This window comes from Wolbachia endosymbiont (group B) of Dolichovespula media (genome assembly GCF_947179505.1).
In the GTDB taxonomy this organism is placed as follows: Bacteria; Pseudomonadota; Alphaproteobacteria; order Rickettsiales; family Anaplasmataceae; genus Wolbachia.
On record NZ_CAMXBR010000001.1, the window covers coordinates 25,148 to 50,068 of the forward strand.

The 24,921-nt window shown below is 36.1% G+C and carries 23 protein-coding genes and 1 pseudogene; 8 read left to right on the top strand and 16 right to left on the bottom strand.

Annotation, left to right across the window (positions count from 1 at the left end):
• Positions 1-10: 10 nt before the first annotated feature.
• Together OM967_RS00130 and OM967_RS00135 are read right to left on the bottom strand one after the other, a co-directional pair.
• Positions 11-1,942 (bottom strand): DUF4815 domain-containing protein, encoded by a 1,932-nt coding sequence (locus OM967_RS00130; protein ID WP_264337303.1) that lies wholly within the window; start codon positions 1,940-1,942, stop codon positions 11-13.
• A 16-nt stretch (positions 1,943-1,958) separates the two neighbouring features.
• Positions 1,959-2,642, bottom strand: coding sequence for a hypothetical protein (locus tag OM967_RS00135; RefSeq protein ID WP_214303309.1), 684 nt, complete (start codon positions 2,640-2,642; stop codon positions 1,959-1,961).
• 171 nt (positions 2,643-2,813) lie between these two features.
• On the opposite strand from OM967_RS00135, the gene OM967_RS00140 reads away from it, so the two are divergent.
• Both OM967_RS00140 and OM967_RS00145 read left to right on the top strand, forming a co-directional pair.
• On the top strand, positions 2,814-4,064 hold the full coding sequence (locus OM967_RS00140) for a hypothetical protein (RefSeq protein ID WP_264337304.1): 1,251 nt from the start codon (positions 2,814-2,816) through the stop codon (positions 4,062-4,064).
• Complete coding sequence (locus tag OM967_RS00145) at positions 4,009-5,118, top strand: hypothetical protein (protein WP_214303311.1); 1,110 nt, start codon at positions 4,009-4,011, stop codon at positions 5,116-5,118. The genes OM967_RS00140 and OM967_RS00145 overlap by 56 nt, the downstream gene beginning before the upstream one ends.
• Positions 5,119-5,235: 117 nt before the next feature.
• Here the strand turns inward: OM967_RS00145 and OM967_RS00150 are convergent, their stop codons facing one another.
• The 12 genes from OM967_RS00150 to OM967_RS00205 all read right to left on the bottom strand — a co-directional run bounded on the left by OM967_RS00150 (position 5,236) and on the right by OM967_RS00205 (position 17,693).
• Positions 5,236-5,808 (bottom strand): helicase RepA family protein, encoded by a 573-nt coding sequence (locus tag OM967_RS00150; protein WP_264337305.1) that lies wholly within the window; start codon positions 5,806-5,808, stop codon positions 5,236-5,238.
• A 1-nt stretch (position 5,809) separates the two neighbouring features.
• Entirely contained in the window at positions 5,810-7,465 is a 1,656-nt protein-coding gene (locus OM967_RS00155) for a recombinase family protein (protein ID WP_264337306.1), read from the bottom strand.
• On the bottom strand, positions 7,459-7,647 hold the full coding sequence (locus OM967_RS00160; protein ID WP_038249248.1) for a hypothetical protein: 189 nt from the start codon (positions 7,645-7,647) through the stop codon (positions 7,459-7,461). Before OM967_RS00160 ends, OM967_RS00155 begins: the two co-directional genes overlap by 7 nt.
• A gap of 97 nt (positions 7,648-7,744) precedes the next feature.
• Positions 7,745-9,262, bottom strand: coding sequence for a portal protein (locus OM967_RS00165; RefSeq protein WP_264337307.1), 1,518 nt, complete (start codon positions 9,260-9,262; stop codon positions 7,745-7,747).
• Positions 9,247-11,082 (bottom strand): VIT1/CCC1 transporter family protein, encoded by a 1,836-nt coding sequence (locus tag OM967_RS00170; RefSeq protein ID WP_264337308.1) that lies wholly within the window; start codon positions 11,080-11,082, stop codon positions 9,247-9,249. Before OM967_RS00170 ends, OM967_RS00165 begins: the two co-directional genes overlap by 16 nt.
• Complete coding sequence (locus OM967_RS00175) at positions 11,076-11,351, bottom strand: hypothetical protein (protein ID WP_264337309.1); 276 nt, start codon at positions 11,349-11,351, stop codon at positions 11,076-11,078. The genes OM967_RS00170 and OM967_RS00175 overlap by 7 nt, the downstream gene beginning before the upstream one ends.
• 98 nt (positions 11,352-11,449) lie before the next feature.
• Positions 11,450-12,055: a hypothetical protein gene (locus OM967_RS00180; RefSeq protein WP_264337310.1), complete on the bottom strand. Its 606-nt coding sequence runs from the start codon at positions 12,053-12,055 to the stop codon at positions 11,450-11,452.
• A gap of 37 nt (positions 12,056-12,092) precedes the next feature.
• Positions 12,093-12,578: a hypothetical protein gene (locus OM967_RS00185; RefSeq protein ID WP_264337311.1), complete on the bottom strand. Its 486-nt coding sequence runs from the start codon at positions 12,576-12,578 to the stop codon at positions 12,093-12,095.
• The gene (locus OM967_RS00190) at positions 12,565-13,236 is read right to left on the bottom strand and encodes a hypothetical protein (RefSeq protein WP_264337312.1); all 672 of its coding nucleotides are present in this window, start codon (positions 13,234-13,236) and stop codon (positions 12,565-12,567) included. The genes OM967_RS00185 and OM967_RS00190 overlap by 14 nt, the downstream gene beginning before the upstream one ends.
• On the bottom strand, positions 13,233-14,636 hold the full coding sequence (locus tag OM967_RS00195; RefSeq protein ID WP_264337313.1) for a hypothetical protein: 1,404 nt from the start codon (positions 14,634-14,636) through the stop codon (positions 13,233-13,235). Before OM967_RS00195 ends, OM967_RS00190 begins: the two co-directional genes overlap by 4 nt.
• Complete coding sequence (locus tag OM967_RS00200; RefSeq protein WP_264337314.1) at positions 14,636-15,136, bottom strand: hypothetical protein; 501 nt, start codon at positions 15,134-15,136, stop codon at positions 14,636-14,638. The genes OM967_RS00195 and OM967_RS00200 overlap by 1 nt, the downstream gene beginning before the upstream one ends.
• A gap of 31 nt (positions 15,137-15,167) precedes the next feature.
• Positions 15,168-17,693: a hypothetical protein gene (locus OM967_RS00205; RefSeq protein WP_264337315.1), complete on the bottom strand. Its 2,526-nt coding sequence runs from the start codon at positions 17,691-17,693 to the stop codon at positions 15,168-15,170.
• 130 nt (positions 17,694-17,823) lie between these two features.
• On the opposite strand from OM967_RS00205, the gene OM967_RS00210 reads away from it, so the two are divergent.
• From OM967_RS00210 to OM967_RS00235, 6 genes and pseudogenes are all read left to right on the top strand, one after another.
• A complete protein-coding gene (locus OM967_RS00210) occupies positions 17,824-18,042 on the top strand; it encodes a hypothetical protein (protein WP_264337316.1) in 219 nt (72 codons plus the stop codon).
• Positions 18,020-18,304 (top strand): type II toxin-antitoxin system RelE family toxin, encoded by a 285-nt coding sequence (locus tag OM967_RS00215; RefSeq protein ID WP_172758357.1) that lies wholly within the window; start codon positions 18,020-18,022, stop codon positions 18,302-18,304. The genes OM967_RS00210 and OM967_RS00215 overlap by 23 nt, the downstream gene beginning before the upstream one ends.
• A gap of 214 nt (positions 18,305-18,518) precedes the next feature.
• Positions 18,519-19,343, top strand: a complete 825-nt coding sequence (locus tag OM967_RS00220) for a replicative DNA helicase (protein ID WP_264337317.1) — start codon at positions 18,519-18,521, stop codon at positions 19,341-19,343.
• Between the two features lie 66 nt (positions 19,344-19,409).
• A pseudogene (gene tnpC / locus OM967_RS00225) lies at positions 19,410-20,754 on the top strand (IS66 family transposase).
• Between the two features lie 165 nt (positions 20,755-20,919).
• Complete coding sequence (locus OM967_RS00230; RefSeq protein ID WP_264337318.1) at positions 20,920-21,810, top strand: Rpn family recombination-promoting nuclease/putative transposase; 891 nt, start codon at positions 20,920-20,922, stop codon at positions 21,808-21,810.
• Between the two features lie 173 nt (positions 21,811-21,983).
• Positions 21,984-23,048 (top strand): hypothetical protein, encoded by a 1,065-nt coding sequence (locus OM967_RS00235; RefSeq protein WP_264337319.1) that lies wholly within the window; start codon positions 21,984-21,986, stop codon positions 23,046-23,048.
• Between the two features lie 230 nt (positions 23,049-23,278).
• Here the strand turns inward: OM967_RS00235 and OM967_RS00240 are convergent, their stop codons facing one another.
• Complete coding sequence (locus OM967_RS00240) at positions 23,279-23,674, bottom strand: ankyrin repeat domain-containing protein (RefSeq protein ID WP_211908336.1); 396 nt, start codon at positions 23,672-23,674, stop codon at positions 23,279-23,281.
• A 131-nt stretch (positions 23,675-23,805) separates the two neighbouring features.
• Entirely contained in the window at positions 23,806-24,795 is a 990-nt protein-coding gene (locus tag OM967_RS00245) for a ribonucleotide-diphosphate reductase subunit beta (RefSeq protein WP_250120355.1), read from the bottom strand.
• Between the last annotated feature and the right edge of the window lie 126 nt (positions 24,796-24,921).

The window sequence follows — 24,921 nt, forward strand, 5'->3', positions numbered from 1 at the left end:
CTTTTTATTTTTACATAGGTTGGATAATGATGCCGTCAAATTTTACTTCTTTAAGCCTTTCACCTAGCTCAAAACCTTCAATTTCAAAATCTTGTACTGCTTCTCTCATAAATTCAGCTTCGTATGAAGTACTTGACAGCAATTCTGTTGTTTCTTTAACATTAAATACTCTAGTTACTGGACTTTTCCAATTAGTGATAACCTCTGTCCAGTGGTCAATGTTTTTATTTAGAGTAATTTGTGCCGGTACTGGATCAAAAGCTTGATATGGATTAATCTTTTCTCCTTTAGTCTGTAAAAGCTGCTCCAGTACCGGTTCAAGTTTATACGGCAAAAGATATCTTTCCCCACCTTTTTCAATATCTGCAACTTCTACATCTATTGGCAGAACTAGCTCTCTATTTACTATTGCTGCAGACTGCGAAATTCCTTGATCACGCATATCATCATCAAAGAATGGGTCAACAAATACTCCTTTTTTGGTGGTAGGTTCTCTTGAATTTGCATCACTGCGTAAACGCTCCTGTGCAACCAGCGCATAAAGATCATTTATTCCTTTTTTCATTGCTTCAAGCTCATTCATCGGTACAGCATGAATAGCATTATTCACTATTTTTACCCCTTCTTTTTCTCCGTTTTTCCATGTTTGGTGAATGTAGCAGAGCAAAAGTTGTCCAAAAGGTGCTTGAGGCATCGGTGGTCGCCAAGAGTGGGAAATTCCTTTTATTCTCCTTACCACCCCTTTGCTATCGATAGTAATTAAATCAAAGCGGGGCATTTTCCAGGTATAATCTATCAAAACCAAGCTGTTATCAACTGCTCCTTTTACTTTACACCCCTGCTCACTTATATCTTCAGGGCTTACATGAGTGCGACAGCGGTAAGTTATTTGATAACTACTTCCAGGAGCTGGTTCTTTGCCGGGTAATGACCAATCAATATTTCCTGCGTTTAATTTGTAATCTATACTATTTTCATAAATAACATTGCCTTGTTTAACTTGAATAATCTCAAGTACTGCAGAGTCAGGTATTGGATCAACAGCTCCTGAATATGAACCATGAGTAATGGTAATGGTTTTTTGAACGGTTATATCTACTTTTTTAATTTCACTTATTGGAAAATCATTAACTTTGAGTTCCATTACTCTTTGGCTATTTGGCTGAAAAGTATGCGGTTCTGATTCAACTGATTTTATATCCGGATCTTCATCAAAAAAAACACGAATACTGTGAGGAAGTTCAATCTCATAGCCATCAACATGAGCTTTGCCCTCATTAATTACAAAAACTTGTTTTCCTCCTTCTCCCTCTTCCTTTTGCAGGAACATTACTTCAAGACCATTTACGACGTAGGAACCATTTGCCTCTTTGTCATAACGAGCAAGCGCAGTAGTTACTATGTTTGCTTGTGGAGGTGGTGAATGTTCTATTAATACTCCATTTTCAATGTTATAGATTAGATAAAACTCTCCTTCAGAAAAACGTGGAGAAAGACCTTCTGCTTGATAACCCCAAATGGTGGAAACTTTAAGTCTTGCAGCTCCTACTTCCTGATAGTTTCTTGTACCAACAGCAGGATCACGAAGGTTTTCATCCTCAAGTTCTGTAATGGTAGATTCTACATAATAAACACCTATGCGAACTATAGTACTCAGTGGAATAACAAACTCTTCTTTTTCGACTTTTCTAACCGCTCCACGAAGATAGATTTTTCCTGATTCAAGCGTAACTTTACCAGTTTCTCTATCTATAATACAATTGCTTCCTGTTATAACATCACCATCACGAAATATTGCATCGCCTATGCCTTTAAGCTTAGAGAGAGCATATTCCTGAGTCTCGTTTAGTTCTGCAGACTGTAGACCTCTTCCTGCAAGAAATAAGCTTTTTTCGTATTCTTTGTCAGGATTAAAGCGGTTATAATAGGCGTTTAAAGTCATTTTATGCTAGAAAAATTCAAAAAGTTACAACAAATGAAAAAGTTTCCCGGGTGGCAGCAGTTCTGATAAGCGGCACTGTATGCTCAAGGACCAATAAAATTCCAGGATCTTCTATATCTTGTGGTTCAAAATATCTCTGTCCTTCAGGTAATCCTTCTTTTATTTTAGTACCAACCATAACCCCTAATTCCCGTATAACTTGATTTGCTGCGTCCGTGAAATCGAAAGTAAATTTAAGGTAGAGATTGTTGGTTGGTACAGCGGAAGATTTAAACCTTCCAGAAGGAGTTATAAGTTCGCCGTTTTCATCACCTTTGCAGAAGAGAACTTCGTCTGCAGTACGTCTGCCAAGTTCATTGAGTAGTTTTTGAGAAGTAATAGGCTCCGGTGGTGTGCTTTGAACGTACTCTATAGTAACTGTACTATTCTCTACAATAGAGCTATTTTCTGTGCGCTGAATAACACCAGTACTACTCTCAACTATATAATCAATACTTGGCTGATAAGTTGTTTGTCCTGTAAAAACCCTTACATCTTTAATAGTATGGTGATCTAGAGCTATTTCATCCTCAACAAAAACTTTTTCGACTTGATGACTACTTTCCCAATTGGCATCACCACTGCCCCAAGCAAGATGTAGAGATTGCTTTTTTATGCTTGCTGCTATTGCTGCTCTTCCTGACTCTGTGAGTATTGACATTTCCCTTTTTACGCAGACCTATTACTTAATATATACATTTTTCATTGTTGTATGTTTAAGTGAAAGAAAAATATTTTTATCGATTTGTTTTCTTAAATCTTTGTTATAATTTTTACCGTTGACTAGTTTTTGAATTATGTTAAATGTAGCGTATTATATTACACATAATATATGGTTAATCTTTATCCTAGTAGAGAATTCTGGGAGAGTAGTTTGGAAATGCCAGTAGATCATTGGCTGCCTAGCTTTCAAGATGAAGAAATACGTAAAAATTGGCTTAATTCTCTTTCAGGTAGACAACTAAATGTTATTTTTCAGTATTCCTTTACACATAAGCAAAATGGCCAATTATTTGAATTTCAGAAACATGACGATATTTCAGTTCAAGAACAACGCAAAATTCTTATAGGTTGCTCAGACTCTTTGTTCAACTATTATCTACTTAGCCACTTCAACCATTCTAAACTTGAGTCTGCTGTTGTTGAAGTAGCAAGGTCTGTTTTGACTGAAGAGTTGATCACAAACTTTCTATGTAAAAATAACAAACATGATAAAAAATCCTTAATTTTTGTTTTATTCCATAGTGACCCAGAATTAATCAAATGTGTTTACCACTTTGATAAAGTACAAAAGAGAGGATTTTCATCTTTTACTTTACAGAACTCTCCAAGGCAGATGAAAACTCCATTTAAAAACTTTATATCAAAAGAAGTTACTTACCGATTACTAAAAGAATACGATGCTGAAAAAGATGATGGCTTTGAAACTCAACTACAAGGTTTTTTCTATCATCAAAATCGTATATATGTGTTTATACGTCGAGCTAGCGATAAGGACTTACTTTTTAATTCAAATCGTATTATCCATGGATATAGACCAAGTTGGATTATTCTGGATTTTTCACTTCATGGTAATCAAGTAAACCTGTGTGCTAAGAATTTTAATGAAAGCCTAAAAATAGCAAATAGTATCGTAAATAATTATTTTGAATGTGAATGCTTATTTATCGACATGAAAGACCAGAATTGTACACTTCTTGTTGCAACATTCTTGAAATCTTCCATAGAAGGTACTGATCCTAATATTTGTCTATTTGAGGTAAAGTTTCGTTCGACTCAGCTCAAGAAAGACACGTACTTAGTTGTAGTCACCAATCCAGTTAACTCAATTGCTCGGGAATTACAAATGCTAAAACTAACAATCGAGCAAGATAATTCACTTGTTGAATCTATTCGTATTGTATTTCAAGAGAAGAAAGTGACTCTGTTCTTTAAAAGGAATCAACATTATACTACTATTTATTACTCAGAGCACATACTCAATAAAAACGGGCGAGAAGATTTTAAATCATTAATGAAAGAGACCTATGGACTTACAATTCTCCCAAAAGCAAGCTGTTGCAGATATTCTGAGATCTCATGACTCCTGGATTGATCCTAGTAAAGCTTATTTAGAAACTGCATTGTGGTTGTCTGGCCTTGGTTTTATTAAATTAAAAGAAGTTGATTTTGTTATTTGCTCTCGCGAAGAAGATCATCTAGATTGGCCTCACGTATTTTACCCAGATTGTAATAATGAAATTCCTATTAGTCCAGATTTTGATGAAGAGTGTGATGACATGCTTTGTGAAGATTGTTGTCGCTATATTTTACCCAACACTCATCAAAAGCAACGATTTCACCTACTATCAACCAATCTTAACCTAGAAAAAATTGCACATTGGTTTGAGAGTCTATTGAACAACTCAAAGTTCATCTGGCAAAAAGCAACAGAAGGAGTTTACCACGTAAGTAGCCAAGGTAGCATCGTAAGCCTAATTATTCTCGACCTTTGCACTGATGCAGTACATTTCACCATAGATAAACTTAGAATTCAGCCCACTACCCTTATTACCGTAAGAGAAAATGTACCAAACTTGCCACTTGTTTTGCCTATCGTAAAAATGTCTGATCTTTTTTGTGAGAATAAGAGTTTACATGAAATAATTCTTGAAGCAGCTATACCAGAGTTAATTGCTAATGTTTCTACGCAAATCTTTCCCATTATTTCACTAAAGGAAGTTAAACCTAAATTACCAAAAAAGGTTCTACAACTAAAGTTTTCGCATGGTGTGGTTTATATTAATGATATTAAAGTAGTAAATAAACGAGCTACATTATGTGTTAGTATTTTTCGTGTTTTATTCAAACAATTCCTTAATGATTTTGAAAATGATGTACCGTTAGAGAAACATATACCCCTTAGCATTGAAAAAATAGCAGACCGTTTAACTTTTCATTCAGAAATCACAGATTTAGAACAACAAATAAGATATCCTCTGAATAAAATGCAAAGAACGATAAAAGAAAAACTAGCCAATCAATTGGGATTAAACATTAAACGTGATGATGTTATTCAAACCATTGGTTGGCCAGAATTAACTTGTAAAGAACACGGTTATCGTCTTAATCCCTTTACTCTTATGTTAAAAAGGTAAATTTCTGCTTCGCCTCTTGTATTTCCTTATTCTCAGTTAAACACACAAATGTATCTGGTTCATTCATTACACCAAACTCCGAAAAACCTTCTTCTTTAAACCCTATTCTTTTGCATACTAAATACCGCAAACTTGTGAATACCAACTGCCATTAACCTTACTGATAAACTTTGTTGGCAAGGACTGACCATTTTTTGACTCAAACATTAACTGGCGAATATTTTCCTCTTCGATTGGTTTTAACATGAGCATACCAGAAGTATAAACATTTCTTAAACTGCTTGCACCACTTAAACTTTGAAAAGGATTTTCCTTAGGAAGCTTTTTATTAACATTGTGAGTTAAGATAACTCCTGCACTTGGATTAATTGTAGAACGTAACTTTTCGACTTTTTCCTGCAAAAAGGAATACATAACATTGTTGTCATTTTCATTTTTATAGTTAAAGACATTGCGTAAAGAGTCAATAACGATAACATCTACCTCTGCTGGGTTGAAAAATTGTTTCACGGTATTATAAACTTTACTCTCGTCAAGTAGTAAATTAGTATCAGATGTAATAGCAAAGTTATTGACAACTAAGTTCAAAAGTTTGCTGTCAATCTTAAGTTGTTGTAGTCTCTCACGCATATAGTGATAGCCAACATCAGTTTGTAGATAAAAGATTTTTAGAGGTTTTACTGGTACCATATCAAAAAATGGAACACCTACCCCTACAACAACATTGCAAGCATTGATTTTTCTCCATATGAAAAGAGTCTGGAAGCTCTTTTACTCTAAACACGATGTTTACATCCTCAAAATTAATCTCAATTCGCTTAACTAACGTTCTAATAATATCACGTTTAGTTAGCCAGTCTGCATTATTAAGACTTGAGTTAATACTAGAGGAAAACCCCTCTAAATTTGTTACTACTAGAGTTAACTCTTGTGTGAGTTTTTTCTGATCAAATATCTTTTTCTTTTGTTCTTCAACCATTTTTAAGTTTTGTTTCATTGCTTTAATTCTTGGCTCAAATTCTTCTTGATCAATATATTCTTGAGCATAACTATCAATTAACCTTGCAATACCTCGTTTTAATTTATCTTCTTGTGTTTCAAGCAAAGCACTTTTTTGATCTAGTGGTGATTTTTTAAGTTCTGAAAGTCTACGTTTATACTCCTCTAATATTCTATTTGGATTTTTTAATAGATGTTTTACCTCTTCCCACACAGCCATGTCTAATGTATCTGTACGAATTAATTTGTTGTTACACATTTTATTACCGCCAAAACGGTATGAATCCGTGCCAACACAACGATAATATACCTGATTATTAGTTTTTTCCCCCTCCTTATTCCTTGCAGTGCTAGTACCATAATATGCATAATTGCAAAGCTTACATACTACTAAACCTTGCAATAAATGTCTTGCTCCTCTTTGTCTTGTTCTTGCTATTTTTCTATTCTCAGCTAATTGTTCTTGAACGATTTCAAATAAATCTTCGCTTACTATACTAGGTACTTTAATATAAATCCAATCCTCTTTTGGAACAGGATAAGTAGAATAATTATCTTTTGGATGCTCGCAGGAGTTTTTTTTCGGTCTTATATGTTTTAGTTTGACACCAAACCTTGTTTTACCAAAAGCTGCTTGTCCTTTATAAGCAGAGTTTTTTAACATACTCAAAACTACAGCCCTATCCCAATACTCTTTTCCAGTTCTCGTCATAATGGACATAGCACTTAGCCTACGACATACTTCTCCTATACTGGCTCTTTCTCTTCCTACCCAAGAAAATACTTTACGAACAACTTCAGCTTCTTCTTCATAAATCTCAAATAAGGCCTGTCCTGTTTCTGTATTTTTGTTTATATAACGATAGCCATAAGGAGCAGCACTCATTACACTTATACAACCCTTATTTGCTGCATAAATCTTTCCTCGACGACTTCGTTCCATGATTTTTGCACGTTCGTATTCTGCTATCATACCTTGCATTTGTAATAGTAATTGAGATTCTGGATTATCGCTAATTTGATGATTTAAAAAAATGACTTCCACTCCTAATTTCTTAAACTCTTCAAGTAATATCATCTGATATGCATACTTACGAGATAAACGATCAGGAGAATGAATATAAACCTTATCAATGTTACCTTCTGCTATTTTATCACGTAATTTTTCCAAACCAGGACGGATTATGTTAGAACCACTATAACCATTATCAATAAATTTATATTCATTTAATAATTTATGTCCATCCATACTAATTTGATTCTCTATAGCAGCAATTTGGCTTGCTATTGTATCTTCTTGTGCTTGCTTCCCTGAAGAAACTCTTGCATATAAACTAACTGTTACCATTTTACCGTCCTCAAATCTACTTTCTTATATTCAGAGTTTTCTTCCTTTTTGCTCGCTTTTATTGGTTTACTTAACACTAATTTTTCATACGCATCTAATAGATACAACTCTGCTAATCGATTTACTTCATAACTACAACTAATACGAACTATTAATTTCTTGTTGCCCATGAGCTCTACCATATATTATCCATCGAGACATATGGTTATTTGATCATTAGCTCTATAAATAAATTCAACTCTCCGTTCTTTTTGTAGAAGCTTTCGGGAAATAGTCTTCTCAAGTTTCAGGTTTATTGCAATATTGTTGGCGGAGTCCCTGCTGCTCTTGTTGCTGCTGGCCAATGCTAAGCACTTTTTCCCGCAGCATCTTGCTGCTCACCGTATCTTGATTGAGCAGCATCTCTCCTAAAAGCTCGACACTGATTTGCTGATTGTTCGGACCAAGATACTGCATGACGCTTAGCATCAGTTCATTATCCTTCTCACGCTGCTTTTCTAAAGATTCACTTATCTTAATTTTGACATTTGTAGCCCTGCTAAAATTGATTAAACTAGTTAAAGTCTCATCATCTTGTGCCAATTTGTAAGGAAGTAAGGAAAGTAGAACGTTTCCTACTTGATTGAGCGTAATTTGATGGGCAAAGTAATAGGAAGTGACACTACCTTCATTTTCCCTCAATTTGTCACGAAGTGCGGCAGCAGATGAATACTTGCTGTCTTTTACAATGTTTGTAGTGTCACTCCAAATCTGTGAAAGCAAACTAAGAGCCTGCTGCATTAATATAGCGAGGTTCGGATCAGAGCCAGTTGGCGGTATCACGATAGGCTGGATTCCATCTACTGTGGTGTATTCTAGCAACATCTCACGAGGATCAGCAAAGCGCTGTGCTTTGCTGCTAGGAACACTTGCTTGCGGCATTAAAAAACGATTTTGAAAATACTTAGCGCCATAGTTCATCATCGCTATACAGTGGTTGTAGGTCTTCTGCGCATAATGGCACATCACTCCCAGCGGTCTTGTCACTTCACGGCCTTCAATAAAGTGAGAGCAGCCACCATGAAAGATAAGTGGCAGATGAAGGTGGCCATATAGCTCCTTGCTTTCAAGAATTTCTTCACTCGTAAATCGATAAAAAGTTATGCCATCATTTTTTTTCAGATAAAGATCAGTCACTTCAATGTAAGGAACAGTGTCTTTATCCTTAAATTCAAGTCGATCAATTTGCGCATATCCCATCTTCTCTAAGCTGGTTTTATATAAGCGATGAGTTATCCCACAGTAACGACCATCGCCCTTGTGCGGTTCATTACTATGCGGGTCGAAAAAAAAACTCTCTGTACCGCTAATTGCCCTGATTTTAAATGTCAGTTCATCATCTTCAACATCCTCATTGTTATATCCAAAACCAATATAAAGCGCTGAATAGCCACCTATAATCGCTTCTTTAAGCGCTTTGCTATATTCGACATAATGATCTTGACTAAAGATTAAATCAGTGATAGACTTATGCATAGAAAGCATGACCTCAGAGTCGGGGGTTTTCTCATTCACCTTTAGCTCTAGGTCATATTTTTTGCCACGTACAGTGTTTAAAATCTTCTCAGCCATTGCAAATGTGACGTTAAAGACTATTGGCTCGGCACCAATGCTCAGCAGCTCTCGTTTTTCGTTCTCAGTATACTGCTCGCCCATAACCACGAACTTGTGCTGACGCCTCGCTTGCTCAATGTTTGCACTCCAATAATCAAACCAGCTATTTCTCAGTCTAGTTAAATATTCTAATCGATTAGCCACTTCATCGCTCCTGGTGTTAATGCTTTAGCACTGCTCATTCCCACTTGAGTACCACTCATTCCTGCTTTTTTGAGCATCTCGGCAATGAAACCACTTTGCTCTTCAATGATTTTGCCCTGAAGTGCTGCCATTAGATCTTTGGTTACCGAATCTTTGGCAGAACCAAAAGAATAATGTGCAAATAGCTTGGCAATCTTCTTATCAGCCAAGCCATTTAGACCTATTTTTGCCAAAGTCTCTCTCGCTGCCCATGAAGATACTTTTTTAACCAAACCCACTTTTTCCGCAATTTCCATCAATTGCGTTGTATCAATAGGTTTTATGTATTTATTTCTAATCGCATTTGAATTTTCCAGCAAAAACCCTCTAACCACTTGGTCTTTTGTGAACACTCCACCGTCAACCGCTATCTTCTCCGGCAATTCACCAAATATCTCAGCTACTTTTCTCACGTTTCCTTTTTCAAGGGCACTGCTTGCCCCACTTAAAAGACCCATCGTTTTGCTGACATTTGCGCGGAGCGGCAAAAAGCGCTCTTCTAGTTTGCTGACAACCTCTTTAACCTGACTTTCTGGTATCCCATGCTTTTCCGCTAATTTAAAAGAATTCTCTCTTATTCCCGATAATATACCGGCAAACTCTTTAGCTTTGTAGCTTCCAGCTTCACCGGAAAATTTGCTCTCTAAATCCTCGATAATCTTTCTTTGAAAAGGATTGTTCGTTTCTTTAGCAGCACTCTTCAAATATTTGCCTACATCTTTTACTCCTATATTCTCTGCATCTTTTACTGCCGTATCAAAACCACGACCAACTACCTCTTTTAGCGGCTCTCTCCCTGGGTTAAAACGACCTCTTACTCCTTTTAAAATCTTACTGAGTCCCGGAGCAATAACATGGCCTACAGCAATTGCAGGTATATTCTCCCATGTTTCAGGAATCGCATTATAAAGTGGGTTTTTATCACCTGCTAGTCCCCGCTCAGCAGCAGTGCCAGCATACGCTCCATAAATACCTCCAGCAAGTCCGCCAAGAAATATTCCCAGTGGTCCAAAAGATGCTCCAACTTCTGCTCCTATCATTATCGCCGGAACACTTGCTATTATCTGCAGTCCCATTTCCCGGAGAAAATTCTTCTTTACCTCTTCTGGCTCTTTCTCTATCTTAGGGTCGCCTGATAGTTTGATTAGAGCGTCAATGGTTTCACTATCTAAACCCTCAATCTGACTATCAAGCTTTCTTGTTGCCTCTTCCTTGATCGTTTTTTCTATTTGCGGGTCTTGCATCAGCTCACTTAGCTGCTCTTCAGAGAGTCCTCTTATTTTCTTTTGAATGTCAAGAGCTCGAGCATTAAGCTTTTCCTTTGTTTCACCAAAAAACTTTCTCCAGTTTTCAGCCGTAAGTTTATTTACATTGAACTTTTGCTTAAAAGACTTTACTGAATATTCATTCATTGGTAGACCTTCTATCTGCATAATTGCAGGTAGAAGCTCACCTTCTAAATAACGGCTAAATTCATTGCGAGCATCGACTTTCTTGTTGCTGCGAAACCAATCCTTAAATATGTTAGCTGTATCGTTACGGAGTAGCCCATCACCAGGTGAGGTAGGTAGAGCATTTGCATTTTCAGCAATACCAAGCTTTTCATTCGCCAGCTCCAGTGCTCTTTGATACCTCGGCAGATTTGAAATGTACGCTTTTTCCTCATTTGACAGTTCCATTTGCTGCTTCTGCCATTCTTCAAAGCGTTTTCTTTGCAAAAGTTTTTGCTCATACTTGCTCTCAAGCGCGCCTCTCCCAAGACCACTCAGCAGTCCTAACATCTCTCAAAATCCTCTCTATACTCACCAACAATGTCATCTATAACCTCCTGACTTCTTGAGAAGCCACTTTCGCTTTTTAACTTATCATAAGCGAAAACCAGATTCTTCAGCTCACCACCATCGATCTCATCGCAAACTCCAAGGCTAAGTTTCAGTATTAAAGCATGCTCTAAATGTTTCATCTTTTGCTCTTTATCAAGAGAGTTAATGACATTCACCAGCTCCTTATTGATCGCTTCGCGGATTAGGCTTTTCGTCCCTTTTTCCATTCTTTTTCTCTCTGTTTTTTAAATGTTCTGCCCACAAAACGTTCAAACGTTCAGTTAACACCTGAAAATACACACCTTTTGGGGCTATCAAATCGTGGTCAAATTCTTTCTTTTCCATATATCCTCTTTAATAAAAAACTGCTTTTGCACTGTTTAAATTCAAACTTAAAATGTACTAGTCCACTGTTAATGCCAAAAAGGTTATAATTGAGCTTGATCATCTTTTCTCGGCTGTCTTCAAATTCATCGGCAAAAATTGTCATTCTATAATCTGGCTCAAGCGCAAAATCCCTTTTGTAAGAAACAAACATGTCGACAAACATTTCCGACGTTCCCTCATAGAAATACGAAAATGTTAATTGCTCAGTGATGTAAGGCTTATAGGATGGAAAATAATCCGTGATTATTGTGCCAGTGAAACTGATTTTTCCTTTTCTACTTGTTTTGCAAACTTGAATATTGTCCTTCACCAAGAGGGAGTAAACTCTGGTCTTAACGTTTATATAGAAACTTGGGTTTTGTTCTTTTAGCAGCGTCCAAATACCTAAACTGAGGTGGAGACAATAAGAAAATCTAGGCTTTCCTTTTGGCAAAGTAAAAAACAAGACATAATAAGTATTATTGTTATAATTGAACATGCTACTTACCACGTAGCTACTGGTGCTCCTCTCTGGAAAGAGAGGAGCATTATCGAGCACTTTCATTTCTTGTCCATCAAAAGAAACAACCGCAAACTTGCCGTCAAAGGAGTGAAAAGCGCCAATTAGGATAGATAGTTGAGTTCATCACCGCAAAATCTACGATATTCTTTGGTTTTATATCTCCTTTTGACAGATCAATTTCAGTGAAGGTTTCATTTACTAGCTTATAAAGCTTTCCTGATATCAACCAAAACTTATAGTCATTGCAGTTGCACATCGAAGGACGATCTTCCTGAGAGACATTTGCTAACCTAAAGATCTCTTTGTATTTGTTTTTCTCTAAATCAATGTGATAAATTGTTAGTAAGAAAACAGCACTTACTTTAGCCAAATAAATGGTATCGTCACTCCCGTAGTAAAAACCAACGATAACATCACCAGCTCCAAAAGGAACCTCAAAAAGTGGAGAAAGTGCTGGTCGTAGCCGCAAACCTTCAGGTGTAGCCAAAAAGTTCTCAACGCTAAAATCATCAATAGAGTGACCATACTTAACGTCTCTCAGTAGCGGAATTTCAAAAGCACTCATTATTAATCCAAATAGATTCTTTGATACTTTGACTGCCGACACTGCCACCAGCACACAGCCGCTCTTTAATCTCGCGATACTGCTCAGCAAAACCTTGCGGCAAAGGAATATTAAGCCGTACTGACAGCTTAAAAGCCGTGGCATATTTGAGAAATTCCCTTTTGAGTCCATCAAGACCAACTATTTTTTCATCAACATCTTTAAAATGAATGAGATACTTTGTTGTCACCTTAATTGCTGGCAGAATTTTAATCTCGCGGCACGTATCACGAGTCAGCAGCATGTATGATGGCACCCACACTCTGCTCAGCGACTTTATAAGGCGCATAGAGCTGCTATCAATTAGTTCTACAACATGAAAGTTCTTATAGCTCGTTAGATTAACATCAAACGCTGGTTTTTTCTTGCTGCACTCATCAAACACAAAACCACCACCAACTGTTTGGCCGGGCTCTAACTCAATCTCCTGGACAACGTCAGAACCGAGCCAATAGTAGTTTTCATGCAGTTGATCAAAAGCTTCAGAAAAGAGTCTCTTGACTAAATCAAGTGTACCTAAATGCTCAGAGGCATCACGACGTGAGTTAATTCCCAGCATTCCTTGTATTTCAACAAGTAGATTGGAAAAACTATCATCGTAAGTCTTTATCTCACTCATTCCTCCTTATCCTCTTTTTCCTCTTTCTTCTCTTCAGTAGAAAGATTTTTGATCGTTTTTATATAAGTCTCCGGTTTTGGTGATTTCGGTGGCAGTATTAAAGTGCCAACAAAAAAGTTGAAATAATCACTATAGAGATATGCCATCAACTCACCAATCTCTTGTGGATGCCGCTCGAGCACAAATCTACTTTCTGTCGCAAATGACATTGAGTTACTTCTCGTTGGTCCAAATGCAGCATTTGGAGCAGATATTTCCTTATAGTTATATTTGCTAGTAGAAGGCGCAGGTACCGTAGACATCTTAAATATTGAAGCTGGTTGCCACCACAAGAATGCTTTGCAGTGATCACCGACTACTTTTCCTTTTGCGCCTTTTAAATAATCTTCGTCTGGCACATCCACTCCATAGGTGATTCCAGGCGAAACTTTCACAGTTTTTTCATCTGTATCTTCCATGACAGTAAGCGCGATTGGCACTCCCGATGGCACATCTTTTCTATCTCTAGCTAGCCACTCTTTATCCTCTAGCTGAATAATATCTCCTTTTTTAAACGAACCTTCGGAAAAAGTTGCAGTCATAGCGTGGTATTCATCGATTGCTTTATCAATTTTTTCGAGCGTGATATTTTCCTTTTTCGCTGCATCACCTGCTTTGTGAAAGTAAGTTGAGGTATCGATATAGAGTTCTGCTAAATCAAACATCAGTGACGACAGCATGTTCTTAGTGTCGCTAAGGAACATATCGCTCTTCGGCGCTTGCGTGTAGTTTAGCCCTGATTTGGTACGTAAAAGTCCCATTGCAGAGTTTGGCATTGAACCAACTAGCCTTGAAGTGCGCATGACGCCACCATTTACCCTTATCATGTAATCGACAAGGAGGCGCATATACCCTTCTATGCAGTCATACATCTTATCATCAGTAGAGCCAGCACAGATGAATGCTCGTGATGCTATCGTTTTAAACTGATAATCGTTGATTTGTTTGACAACCTTCATTAGAAGTTCATGGTAAGCACGTTCACCACGCTCCATAAATGAGGTTAAACTGGTTGGTACATTTGAAGGAAACTGATCACGATTAAATAAAAATTTCACATCATCATGGTCAATTTTAGCTGCTCCAGAAACTCTCTTATAGTCAATTCTCATGGTTTTTTGTTTGACGGTATGAATACCATCTTTTTCATCCATGAACCTGTCATCACTGATTAATCCTCCCTCTGTCGAGATAAAAGGAGGCTGAATTAAAAAGCTATCCTTTCCCGAGTAACGATTTGGAATATCATCAGCCCCAGAGCCAGTAAAAGCGAGCAGTGGACTTGAAAAGAGTACTATTTCAATAAGCCTTTGCGATAATAATGTTGTTCTGTAATAAGTTGAATCTGAGGTAATAGGCATCAGTACCCCCTAGTGCGAAAATAATTTTGTACTTCTTTGAACTCTTCTTCGAAGTCATTCGGCACATTGCTATGCTGGTAATTAGTTGGTATCGCAGTTGCTTTACTACTTTTGTGTAGCCCCTCTTTTAAGCTGCCCACTTCTTCTTTAAATTTAGACAGTGGCTTACTACGCAGCTCCTCTGCTAACTTACCATCTTTGGCAATGTCAGCTATCTTTTTAACAAAAGAAGTCTTATTTTTGCCTTTTGCTATCTGCTCATTAATATAACGAACTTTGCTGACAGTGAGTGTATCGCAAAAATCTTGTAGATCCTGATAATCTTCACCATTTAGAACTTTTTCAGCAAACTGCTCATTGGCTTTAACCATCTCTAGAGTTTGACGATCATCATCACTGATCGTATGCCCCTTGGCTATTGCTTCATCAAGAATGCTTTTTGTTTTTTCTACAGTTTCTGCATAGAAATCATCGTTTATTTCATTGTTTTGTTCGATCATGTTTTTCTCCTGTTTTTAAAATTATTTCATGTTAGTACCTTATGTAATAGTCATAAGTTTTGTCATTAATAGTTGGAACATTGAACATCGTTGTTCCCTTATTATTGATGCTACTTGCAATCATATCTGCGAGCTCTTCTGGTGTTGTCTCCTTGGTTGCTTTGATTTCTTTAAATTCCCTGGAATTAACATCAGTTGGAGCTTTTCCTTCGCCACCCACACTCCACCAAATAACCATATCAAAATTGTTACCAGTATTTACATTGTTGTAAGTTTTAAGACCGATAAAGTCTCCTGCTTTCACTTCTTTAAATTTGATCACATAGAGGCACCTTTGCGTAAACAGCGCTTTATGCTGCATCGCATAAGTTATCACTGAGTTTTTCTCAGCAAACAGCACATTTGGTTTTCCTGGAGTTCTTTCCTCCTCCGCTTTTTGCTTGTAAATAACGTGATTACTCCATGTTTTGATGGGGAGGTATTGACCGCTAGAATTAAAAAGTCGAATTTCATATGGTTCAGAAGAAGAATGAAGATAGGAACCACACAAAGCAGAGATTGAATCTATATGCCACGGTGAAAACAAAAAATAATTTTGCGAAATATTGCTAGATCCTTCTATATATTCGTCTTGCAGAAAAGTAGCGCTCCCTTTTGGAATAATCAAAGGAAACCCAATATCATACACCCTTTTTTTAAAATAAACTGGATTAAAAAAAGAACGTGAACCAGAAGGATATTTAGATCCAACGTAATCAAGATTCATTGTTAAATAAAAAAATCCTTCCTTAATAGAAAAATTTGCTTTAGTTTCTTTAGTGACATTATCAATACCTTTCTCATATGGTATTGCCGCTTCTCTACACCGATAAATCAAATTTGAATTACTCAAAGTGCGAAAATACCCTGGAAAATCAGTGTTAGAATTTGCGAACTTCACCGTTTTTGCATTGTTGTTAGCCAATAGAAACTGATTGTTCGAGTACTTAGGGCTAACATCAAACGAATGGCAACAAGTAGTAACATTTTCTGCTGCAACATACTGAAAATCATAGTTCACAGCCTCATTAGCATGAAACGTAGTCTCCAGCCACAGATGACCAATATCGTCACCTTCTGGCTCTCCATTCACTACTCCCTCTCCTTCAAAAGCAACTTTAACTTTATTGTTTAGAACAAACCTTTTAATGTACTCACTTGAGATCGCATTAAACCAATTTGGAATATCCTTGGTTTGCAGCATATCAAATGTCACTGGTGCATGATCGAGCTTTTCATATAGCCTTTTGTATTCAATGCCGAGCGGACTCATTTCTCTTGAATCAAGTGTGCGACCATCGCACTTGAGCAGATTTATTTTTCCCTCATCAACTTTTGCTCCTTTTGGATAGGAAACTAGTTCACCGATATTATCAACAAACTTAAGACCATCAATTGCAAAAACTAGCTCATTGTAATTGTTATCAATGCTGTATTTATTTGCTTTAAACGACGAGAATAATAAATGAGATTTTGCTAAATCAGAATTTTCTGTTGGATATTTAAAATCGACAACTGACAACGGTGCTGAAACTTCCGCACAATAAAAATTTGTTGCTTTAAAATTAAATGTCCTATCTTTCGGCAATAAAAACTTCAACGTCAAACTCTGATCATCACCAATATCAGAAGGTATGACAAAGTCAATTAAATTTAAACGAGTGTCATAAACTTTTGGTGAATCAGAATCAATTAAAAATTCATCCACTATATGAGATTTAGGCGGTGTTGACGACTTTGCACCAAAATCACGAACTGCTATTAATTTAACAACTAGATTATCACCACCTTTCCAAGCATAGAACTTGAGCCTAAATGTTCCAGAAATAGCACTCCACAAGGCATTAGAATGCTTAAATACTATCGCTTTCTCAAGAGGCGGATTTTTCTCACTGAACTTTTCACAAATAACGTTTAAATAAAAACGAGGATTGCCTTCACTGATTCGTTCAGCTTCAGTAATGTCCTTAATGAAAACCCTATCGATATCAGTTCTATCCTGCATCGCAACTGAATCAGCATAAATTCTGAAAAACTGCCATGAAAGTCCAGCAATTGGCACTTGTGAAAACAGAGGTGAAACATAGCCAGGTCCCTGCCCTCGATCATCGATTTGGAGACCAATATTAAACTGCCCATCGATAAACAAATTATCAGATATGATAGCGCTAGTTGGATCGGCTTTCCGCTGCTCCTGAAAGTAAGGCAGGTCAGTAAAAACAATCTCAGGAGCAGCAGCATTGCCGTAACAGCACTTCAGCTCCACAATGTAACGGTCTTCGGAGTCGTCTACATCAACAAAATAGTAGAGTTTGTGGGGCAATGCACCATTTTCATCAAGTTGCAGAGGATTTGGTGCTGGTACGACATTTCCTTCTTTATTTTTGTAATAGGCATTACGAAGAGTTGTCGGACTCTTCTTGTCATAGAAATACATCCAGTAGCCAGCGGCTGGCATACCCTCTCTATTCCTAATAATGTCTTGCAATACTATACTTAGTATTAACTTCTGTGTCATTTCTCCTTAACATCAGGAAAAGCCAATGCTGGTATATAAGCAATCTACCATAATATGTCAATATAATTCTTTATTGAAAATTTTAGGAAAATATTGTATAATTGTGCAGTAGTAGAACTTGGTAAAACCTATGGAGAACCCAGAAATTAACATATCTCTTGGTGGAGAAGCCTTAAAGGACCTGCATCGTTTATCTAAAGTGAAAAAGCAATCTGCTCAAGAGTTAATAGAGGAGTTAATACAAGAAGCAGCCGAACGTGAGGAAGAGATAGCATTGTTCAAACTCGCTGTTAAACGTGATGTTCCAAACGCAAAATTTATCAGGCATGAAGACATCAATTGGGATTAAATACTCAATTTACTATGAAGAGAATGTGGTCTATAATGACCTCCCAAGCCTTCCAAAAACAATAAAATCAAGAACTAAAGAAGCTATAAAAGATCGTCTTTCAGATTCTCCTGATAAAGTGGGAAAAGCTTTATTAGGTCAACTTAAGGGACATCGCAGAATACGAGTAGGTGATTACCGTGTGGTATATAGGGTAAACACATCGGAACGTGTGGTAATGATTACTGGAATAAAACATAGAGAAGATATCTACGAAGATTAAAACATTTTATACAAGTAATATACATTATACAGCCCTTCTTCCTGATCCATTCTTCACCTTAGGCGGCTTTGCTCAGCTCAAAAATAACCATTTTTTTGGGTACCCCCCACTATAAGTTATATTATATTATATATATATAATATAATATAACTCATTGGGAGAGGCGACGAAAACAAGATCTTGAGTTTGAGGAGCCTCCGGTTTTAGGTGAAGAATGGATCAGGAAGAAGGGCTCAGGGTCGATGAGGACGTAAGGCCAATATTTGATTATCTCAAAGACTACAGAGAATACATCGATAAACGGCTAGCAAAACCCGACGAAATAGAAGGAATGACCACAGGAATAAAGGAGCTTGACACGATAACAGGTGGCTTCAAGGAAGGAGAGCTCTCTGTGCTTGCAGCACGCACTTCAATTGGTAAGACCTCAATAGCACTACACATGGCTCTAGAGGCCGCAAAGCTCTTAAATGACCACGAGTATGTCTGCTTCTTCTCACTTGAGATGTCAGCCAATCAACTCATCAACAGAATAATCAGCATCAAAGTCAATGAGACAGTCAACACTATCATTAAAAACAAGAATATGGAGCTTCTGTACCAAGGATTAAGTGAGCTCGCTTTCTTAAATCTCCTTGTCGATAGTTCAGGAAGTATGGATTTAAATGTTCTAAGAAAAAAGATCGCATCAATTGATAAGCAATACAGCATAAAATGCATTTATATTGACTACTTGCAACTGCTTAGAGGATCAGGAAGAACAGAGAACAGAACACTTGAAGTGACAGAAATCAGCAGAACATTAAAGAACATCGCTAAAGACTTTGCAGTTCCTGTTGTCGCGCTATCACAAATTAGTCGCAGAGTAGAAGAAAGGCAAAACAAAAGACCGCAATTAGGAGACTTGAGAGAGTCAGGGAGCATCGAACAGGATGCTGACATAGTTTTACTACTCTACAGAGACAGCTACTATAAAATAGGCTCTAATAACGAACTGGAGTATCCGTTCAGAGGTGTGGTAAGGATAAAAAATAATTGACATAATATACTAAAGTAATAATAACATAAAATGTTGATAGTAAGGTAAGGCTAGATGCTCCAATTGTTGATCAGTATTGTAGAGTTATGTAAAAACTTAGAGCAGAAAGTAGTAAAGCTTGAAGAGAAAAATAAGATCTTAAAAATAGAGAATGCTGAGCTGAGAGAAAGACTTGGTCTAAATTCAAGGAATTCATCAATACCAACTTCTAAAGAGCTATATAAAATAAAAAAAGATACATTAAAAGATAAGTCAGAAAGTAATAGAAAGATAGGTGGTCAGATCGGACATAAAGGAAATTATCGATCTAAAATGGAAGCAGATGAGGTAGTAAAAGTGGAGTTACAAAATAAATGCAAGTGTGGTGGAGAAATTGCAATATCAGGAAAGCCCTATATTTATCAAAAAGTTGATCTGCCAGAGATTAAGCCTTATGTTGTTGAATATCAACTAGAGCACGGTCGCTGTTGTAAGTGTGGAAAAAGAAAAAGCAGCAAACTACCAGAAGGAGTTACATCTGATACCTTTGCTCCTAGAGTTAAGTCAGTAATTGCGGCATTGAGTGGGTTTTACAAGAACTCAAAGCAAGAAATAACAAATATTATGAAAGACATCTTTAACATGAGTATAAGTGTTGGTAGTATATCCAATAGTGAAGCAAGGGTTTCGTCAAAATGTAAAGAAGCCTATGAACAAATAGAGGAAGAGGTAAAAGCAGGCGAAATTTTGCATATTGATGAAACCAGTCACTACAACAAAGGCAAATTGGAATGGTGCTGGATGTTTGCCAACAATAAAGCAAGTCTTATGAAGTTAGCAGATACAAGAGGAATGAAATTTTTAAAGAATAGTACATTTTGTGATTACAAAAACCTGGTAATTACCGACAGATATGCAGTTTACAACCACTTCAGTGATGAAAAACGACAAATTTGTTGGGCTCACTTATTGAGAAATTTCGAGAGGTTATCTCATAGTTGGAATAGTGAAGTAATGAGACTTGGCCATTGTTTAAAAGATGCAGCTAATGGATTGTTTGTATTAAGAAACGCTTTATCAGAAAATGAAATTAGTATTTCAAAGTTAAGCCAAAGAGTTACGAAGATACATACAGTACTGCATGATAAAAATATCTTATATACTTGAAGCAAAAGGAGCTTCACGAACAGTAAAGGGTATTATAAAATCCGAGCCAATGATGTGGACATTTTTGGATGACCCATGGAATATTCCATTAACGAATAATCATGTTGAGCGACAAATACGGCATTATGTTGTTTATCGTAAGAATTCATATTTTGCACAGTCAGAGCGAGGGAATAGATTCCTTGAACGAATAATTTCGTTGTATCTGACTTGGAGACAAAAGGAGCTAAACCCTTTTCAAAACCTGCTGGCTGTTGTTTCTTAAGCCACACCTCTGAACGGACACGAACTGGAGATAAACGTTGCAAAGAATAGAAGTGGCTCAACAGGCAAAGTTACAGTACCTTATCAAGTTAATACTGGTAGGATATTAAATTGATAAATCATAGAAAATAGTGTATAATATTAATAATTTTAAAGCGAATTCCTTATGGCTTTTTCTAAATTTCTCGATCCAAAGAATGACGTTGCCTTTCGGCGTATCTTTGGTACTGAAAAGAATAAAGATATTCTTATTCACTTTCTCAATGATATTCTGGGCTTTACTGGCAAAGATCAAATAAAAGAAATAGAGTTTCTTAGTACTATAATGGACGCTGAAATTGCCTCTAAAAAACAAAGCATTGTTGATGTTCTCTGCAGAGATGAAAATGGAGTACAAGTAATAGTCGAAATGCAAGTTGCAAAAACTAAAGGCTTTGAAAAACGTGCTCAATATTACGCTGCTAAAGCGTATTCAAGACAAGCTGATAAAGGTGATCAATATCATGACCTTAAAGAAATTATCTTTATTGCTATAGCAGACTGTGTTCTGTTTCCAAATAAGTCTGAGTATAAATCAAAGCATACTATTCGAGATGAAGAGACTAATGAACACGATTTAAAAGATTTTTATTTTACATTTATTGAACTGCCAAAATTTCCCAAAAACAAGGAAGATCAACTAGAAAATATAGTTGAAAAATGGATCTACTTTTTTAAATACGCAGAAGAAACCAGTGAAAGGGAATTAGAAAGAATAATAGGAAGTGATGTAATAATCAAAAAAGCATATGAAGAGTTAGATAGATTTAACTGGTCAGAGAAAGAATTTATAGCCTATGAGCAAGAAATAAAGCGTATTCGTGATGAAAAGGCTGTTCTCGCTCAAAAACTTGATGATGCTAAAGAGGAAGGTAGAGAGGAAGGTAGAGAGGAAGGCAAAAAGACAAGAGAAGTTGAAATAGCAAAAAACCTACTTAAAGCTGGTGTATCTATTGAATTAATAGCTAAATCGACTGGTCTTGAAATTGATGAGATTGAAAAGCTAATACTAAATTGAACTTTCAGAAAAATTCATGTAAACATAAAATTATGCTTTACATAGTATTAACTCGTATTAAACTTACCACATGGAAATGGATTGGAATTGCTAATTTGGGAAAGGACTCTGTGTAAAGGATAACTTTTTATCCTTTACACAACTTAAATTTTATAGTAATCACTTCTTGTCAATTGAAAAAGATTACCAGCACTGCCATGCATGCAAATTTTCACCATAATAAAAAAGAAAGTCAAGTAAAAAAAAGTAAGAAAACCTCTTTTTACTGTAAATTCCATAACTTTCACGTGCGTGGTAGCTCTCACGTAATTAATACCAATAGCAAACATCTTCGAGCACGGATCAATTCCAGAAGAAGAATAAAAGCGCGAGAAAAATCAGTTGAGCTTAAGCTTTCGATTAGAACTTTCAATGATGAAACTCATCTCACCTCTCGTGAGTTACTGCAAGTTATTAAAAACAAGGAAGTACAGGAGTTTAAAAATGGAATTTCTGCTCAATTAAAAGGACGTAGCACGTATGTTTCAGGGCACTTTAATCCACATAAAGCAAAAAAAATCTACGCTAATCAAGCACAAAAAGAAGCAGCTCAATACTTTATTGAGCTAATGATCGATAAATTTTACAGTTTTAAAAGGTCAAAAATCACGGATTTAATTCCTATCAGAGAAAATATTATAAGAAAAGTTTTTGAAAAATTTCAAAATCACCATGAAATTAAGGCAATAATGGTCTACATTAAAAATTTATGGATAGTTTACGATAAACATTTGTACAATATTGAAGGCATGAAAGAAAGGGTTGATCACCATATTAACCTTATCATTAAAAACACTAGTCAAGAAAAGATCGAACAATTACTGGAATTAGGAGCAACACCCCATGAAGTGTATTGCACCCTAAGAAAAATTCAGGGAGCTAATCTTTATCGTATAGGTATTTTAGCAGTTCGTGGCGGCTACTTTCTTAAAGTATACATTGAAAAGAAGCTATGTAAGTTATTAAAGTATCACTTTAATAGTTTTAAAAATAAAATGTCTAATATGGGGATCATTACTAGAAAAGATTTTTTTCTCATTGTACAGAGGCACCTCCCCTTTCTCTTCAATAAAAGATACAGAAGCCTTTATCGAAGAGGACTTTTATGCTATTTGCGTAATACACATTATGTAATTTTCAATACTAACAAAAACATTTCCCAATCTTTTAAACAACAACCTGTTGAACCTCCGGATTAGTACTTAAAAGGAACTATTAAAGTACCTCTTTAAGATTAAATTGCTACTTTAAAAACACTTAAAATTTCAACCTTTAGCTCCAATACGACCCTCTATTTGTCTTTTCTTAAAAAACGTTAAGATATTTATCAATTGAGTAAGTTTTTCTGTAAATATTTCAATCTAATCATACTCTTTTTGATGTCTTTTTTGATCTTTTTCAGAGTTATCCACAGTTTTTTTATTCTCAATTATATATATAAAGCTGCGCCAATAAAAGCCGATATTAGTAATGAAAGACCAGCAGCAGCAAAAAGTCCACTACCAACTCCCATTCCAGCCGTAATACCAACAATAGCACCAAATTTCATTGTTTTATGCTTGTATTTATCTTCTGCCTTTTTTAAAAGCTGCTCTGATTCATCACGGGCATGTTTTCTTGCAGTCATTCCATAATGATCCTTTATAAAAAGATTAGCACCTGCATCTAGTAAAATTTGTGTTACCTCTTTGTCATGACTATTGTGCAAAGAAGTTTTTCCAAAAGAATCTCGTGCATTAACATTAGCACCTTTGTCTAATAAATATCGTATTAACTTCTTCTTCTCCTCCTCTAAGCAATCAAAATCTCCAACTATTACATGCAATAATGTAACCTTATATCTATACTCTCTTTTCTCTAGGCTAAATAGATGATTTATATCAAATTCTTCCTCCTTCCACCTTTGATATGTATCGCAAGCTTCCGTTGAAACGATAAAAAAGGGTGAAGTTACTGCTATTCACTTTTTGTATCGTTTTTAGCAAAAGCTTCCTCCCAAGTGCCTTGAGTTGCTGCACGGCTATACTCTGTTACTCTATTTTCAAAGAAATTTGTATGTTCCACGCCATTTAGTATTTCATCAAGCCACGGAATAGGGTTATCTTTAACATTATATATAGATTTAAGACCTAATTGCGTTAACCTTCTGTTTGCTATGTAACGTATATAATTGCGCACTTCCCCTGCAGATAGCCCTTCAACATCTCCTAAATCAAAAGCAAGACTTATAAATTCATCTTCAAGTTCAACAATAGTGCGACATGCAGAATATAATTCTTCTTTGAACTCGTCATTCCAAATTTCATTATTCTCTTTAATAAACGTATTGAACAAATTGATAATTGAATTGGTGTGCAAGGTTTCGTCACGTGCTGACCAAGCAATTATTTGCCCCATACCTTTCATTTTTCCAAACCGTTGAAAATTGAGCAAAATTGCAAATGATGCAAATAACTGCAATCCTTCAGTGAAGGCACCAAATACTGCTAAAGTTTTAGCAACATGTTTTTTATCGTGCTTTTTACTTTCCTCAAATTCTAACATGTATTCATACTTCTTTCTCATAGCATCATATTTTAAGAATGCTTGATATTCACTTTCTGGCATGCCAATCGTATCTAGAAGGTATGAATAGGCTGCAATGTGTATAGTCTCCATATTGGAAAAGCTTGCAAGCATCATACATATTTCTGTTGGCTTAAATATATTTGAATAATGCCTCATATAGCAGTTATTTACTTCAATATCTGCTTGAGTAAAAAACCTAAAAATCTGGGTCAATAAATTTTTCTCTACATTCGAAAGTTTAGTTTTCCAATCTTTCACATCATCAGCAAGCGGAACTTCTTCAGGTATCCAGTGTATCCTTTGTTGCTGCAACCATGCATCATATGCCCAAGGATAATTAAAAGGCTTGTATATTGGATCTGCTTCTAGCAATGACATAAGGTACCTAATTATTTTGAAGTAAATATTATATTAAATGATATTGAGAATCAGTCAATTTAACTTTTTTGAAATTTGACGACAGATAGTTTATCAGTGTATTATGATTTCAAATAATTAATTGAC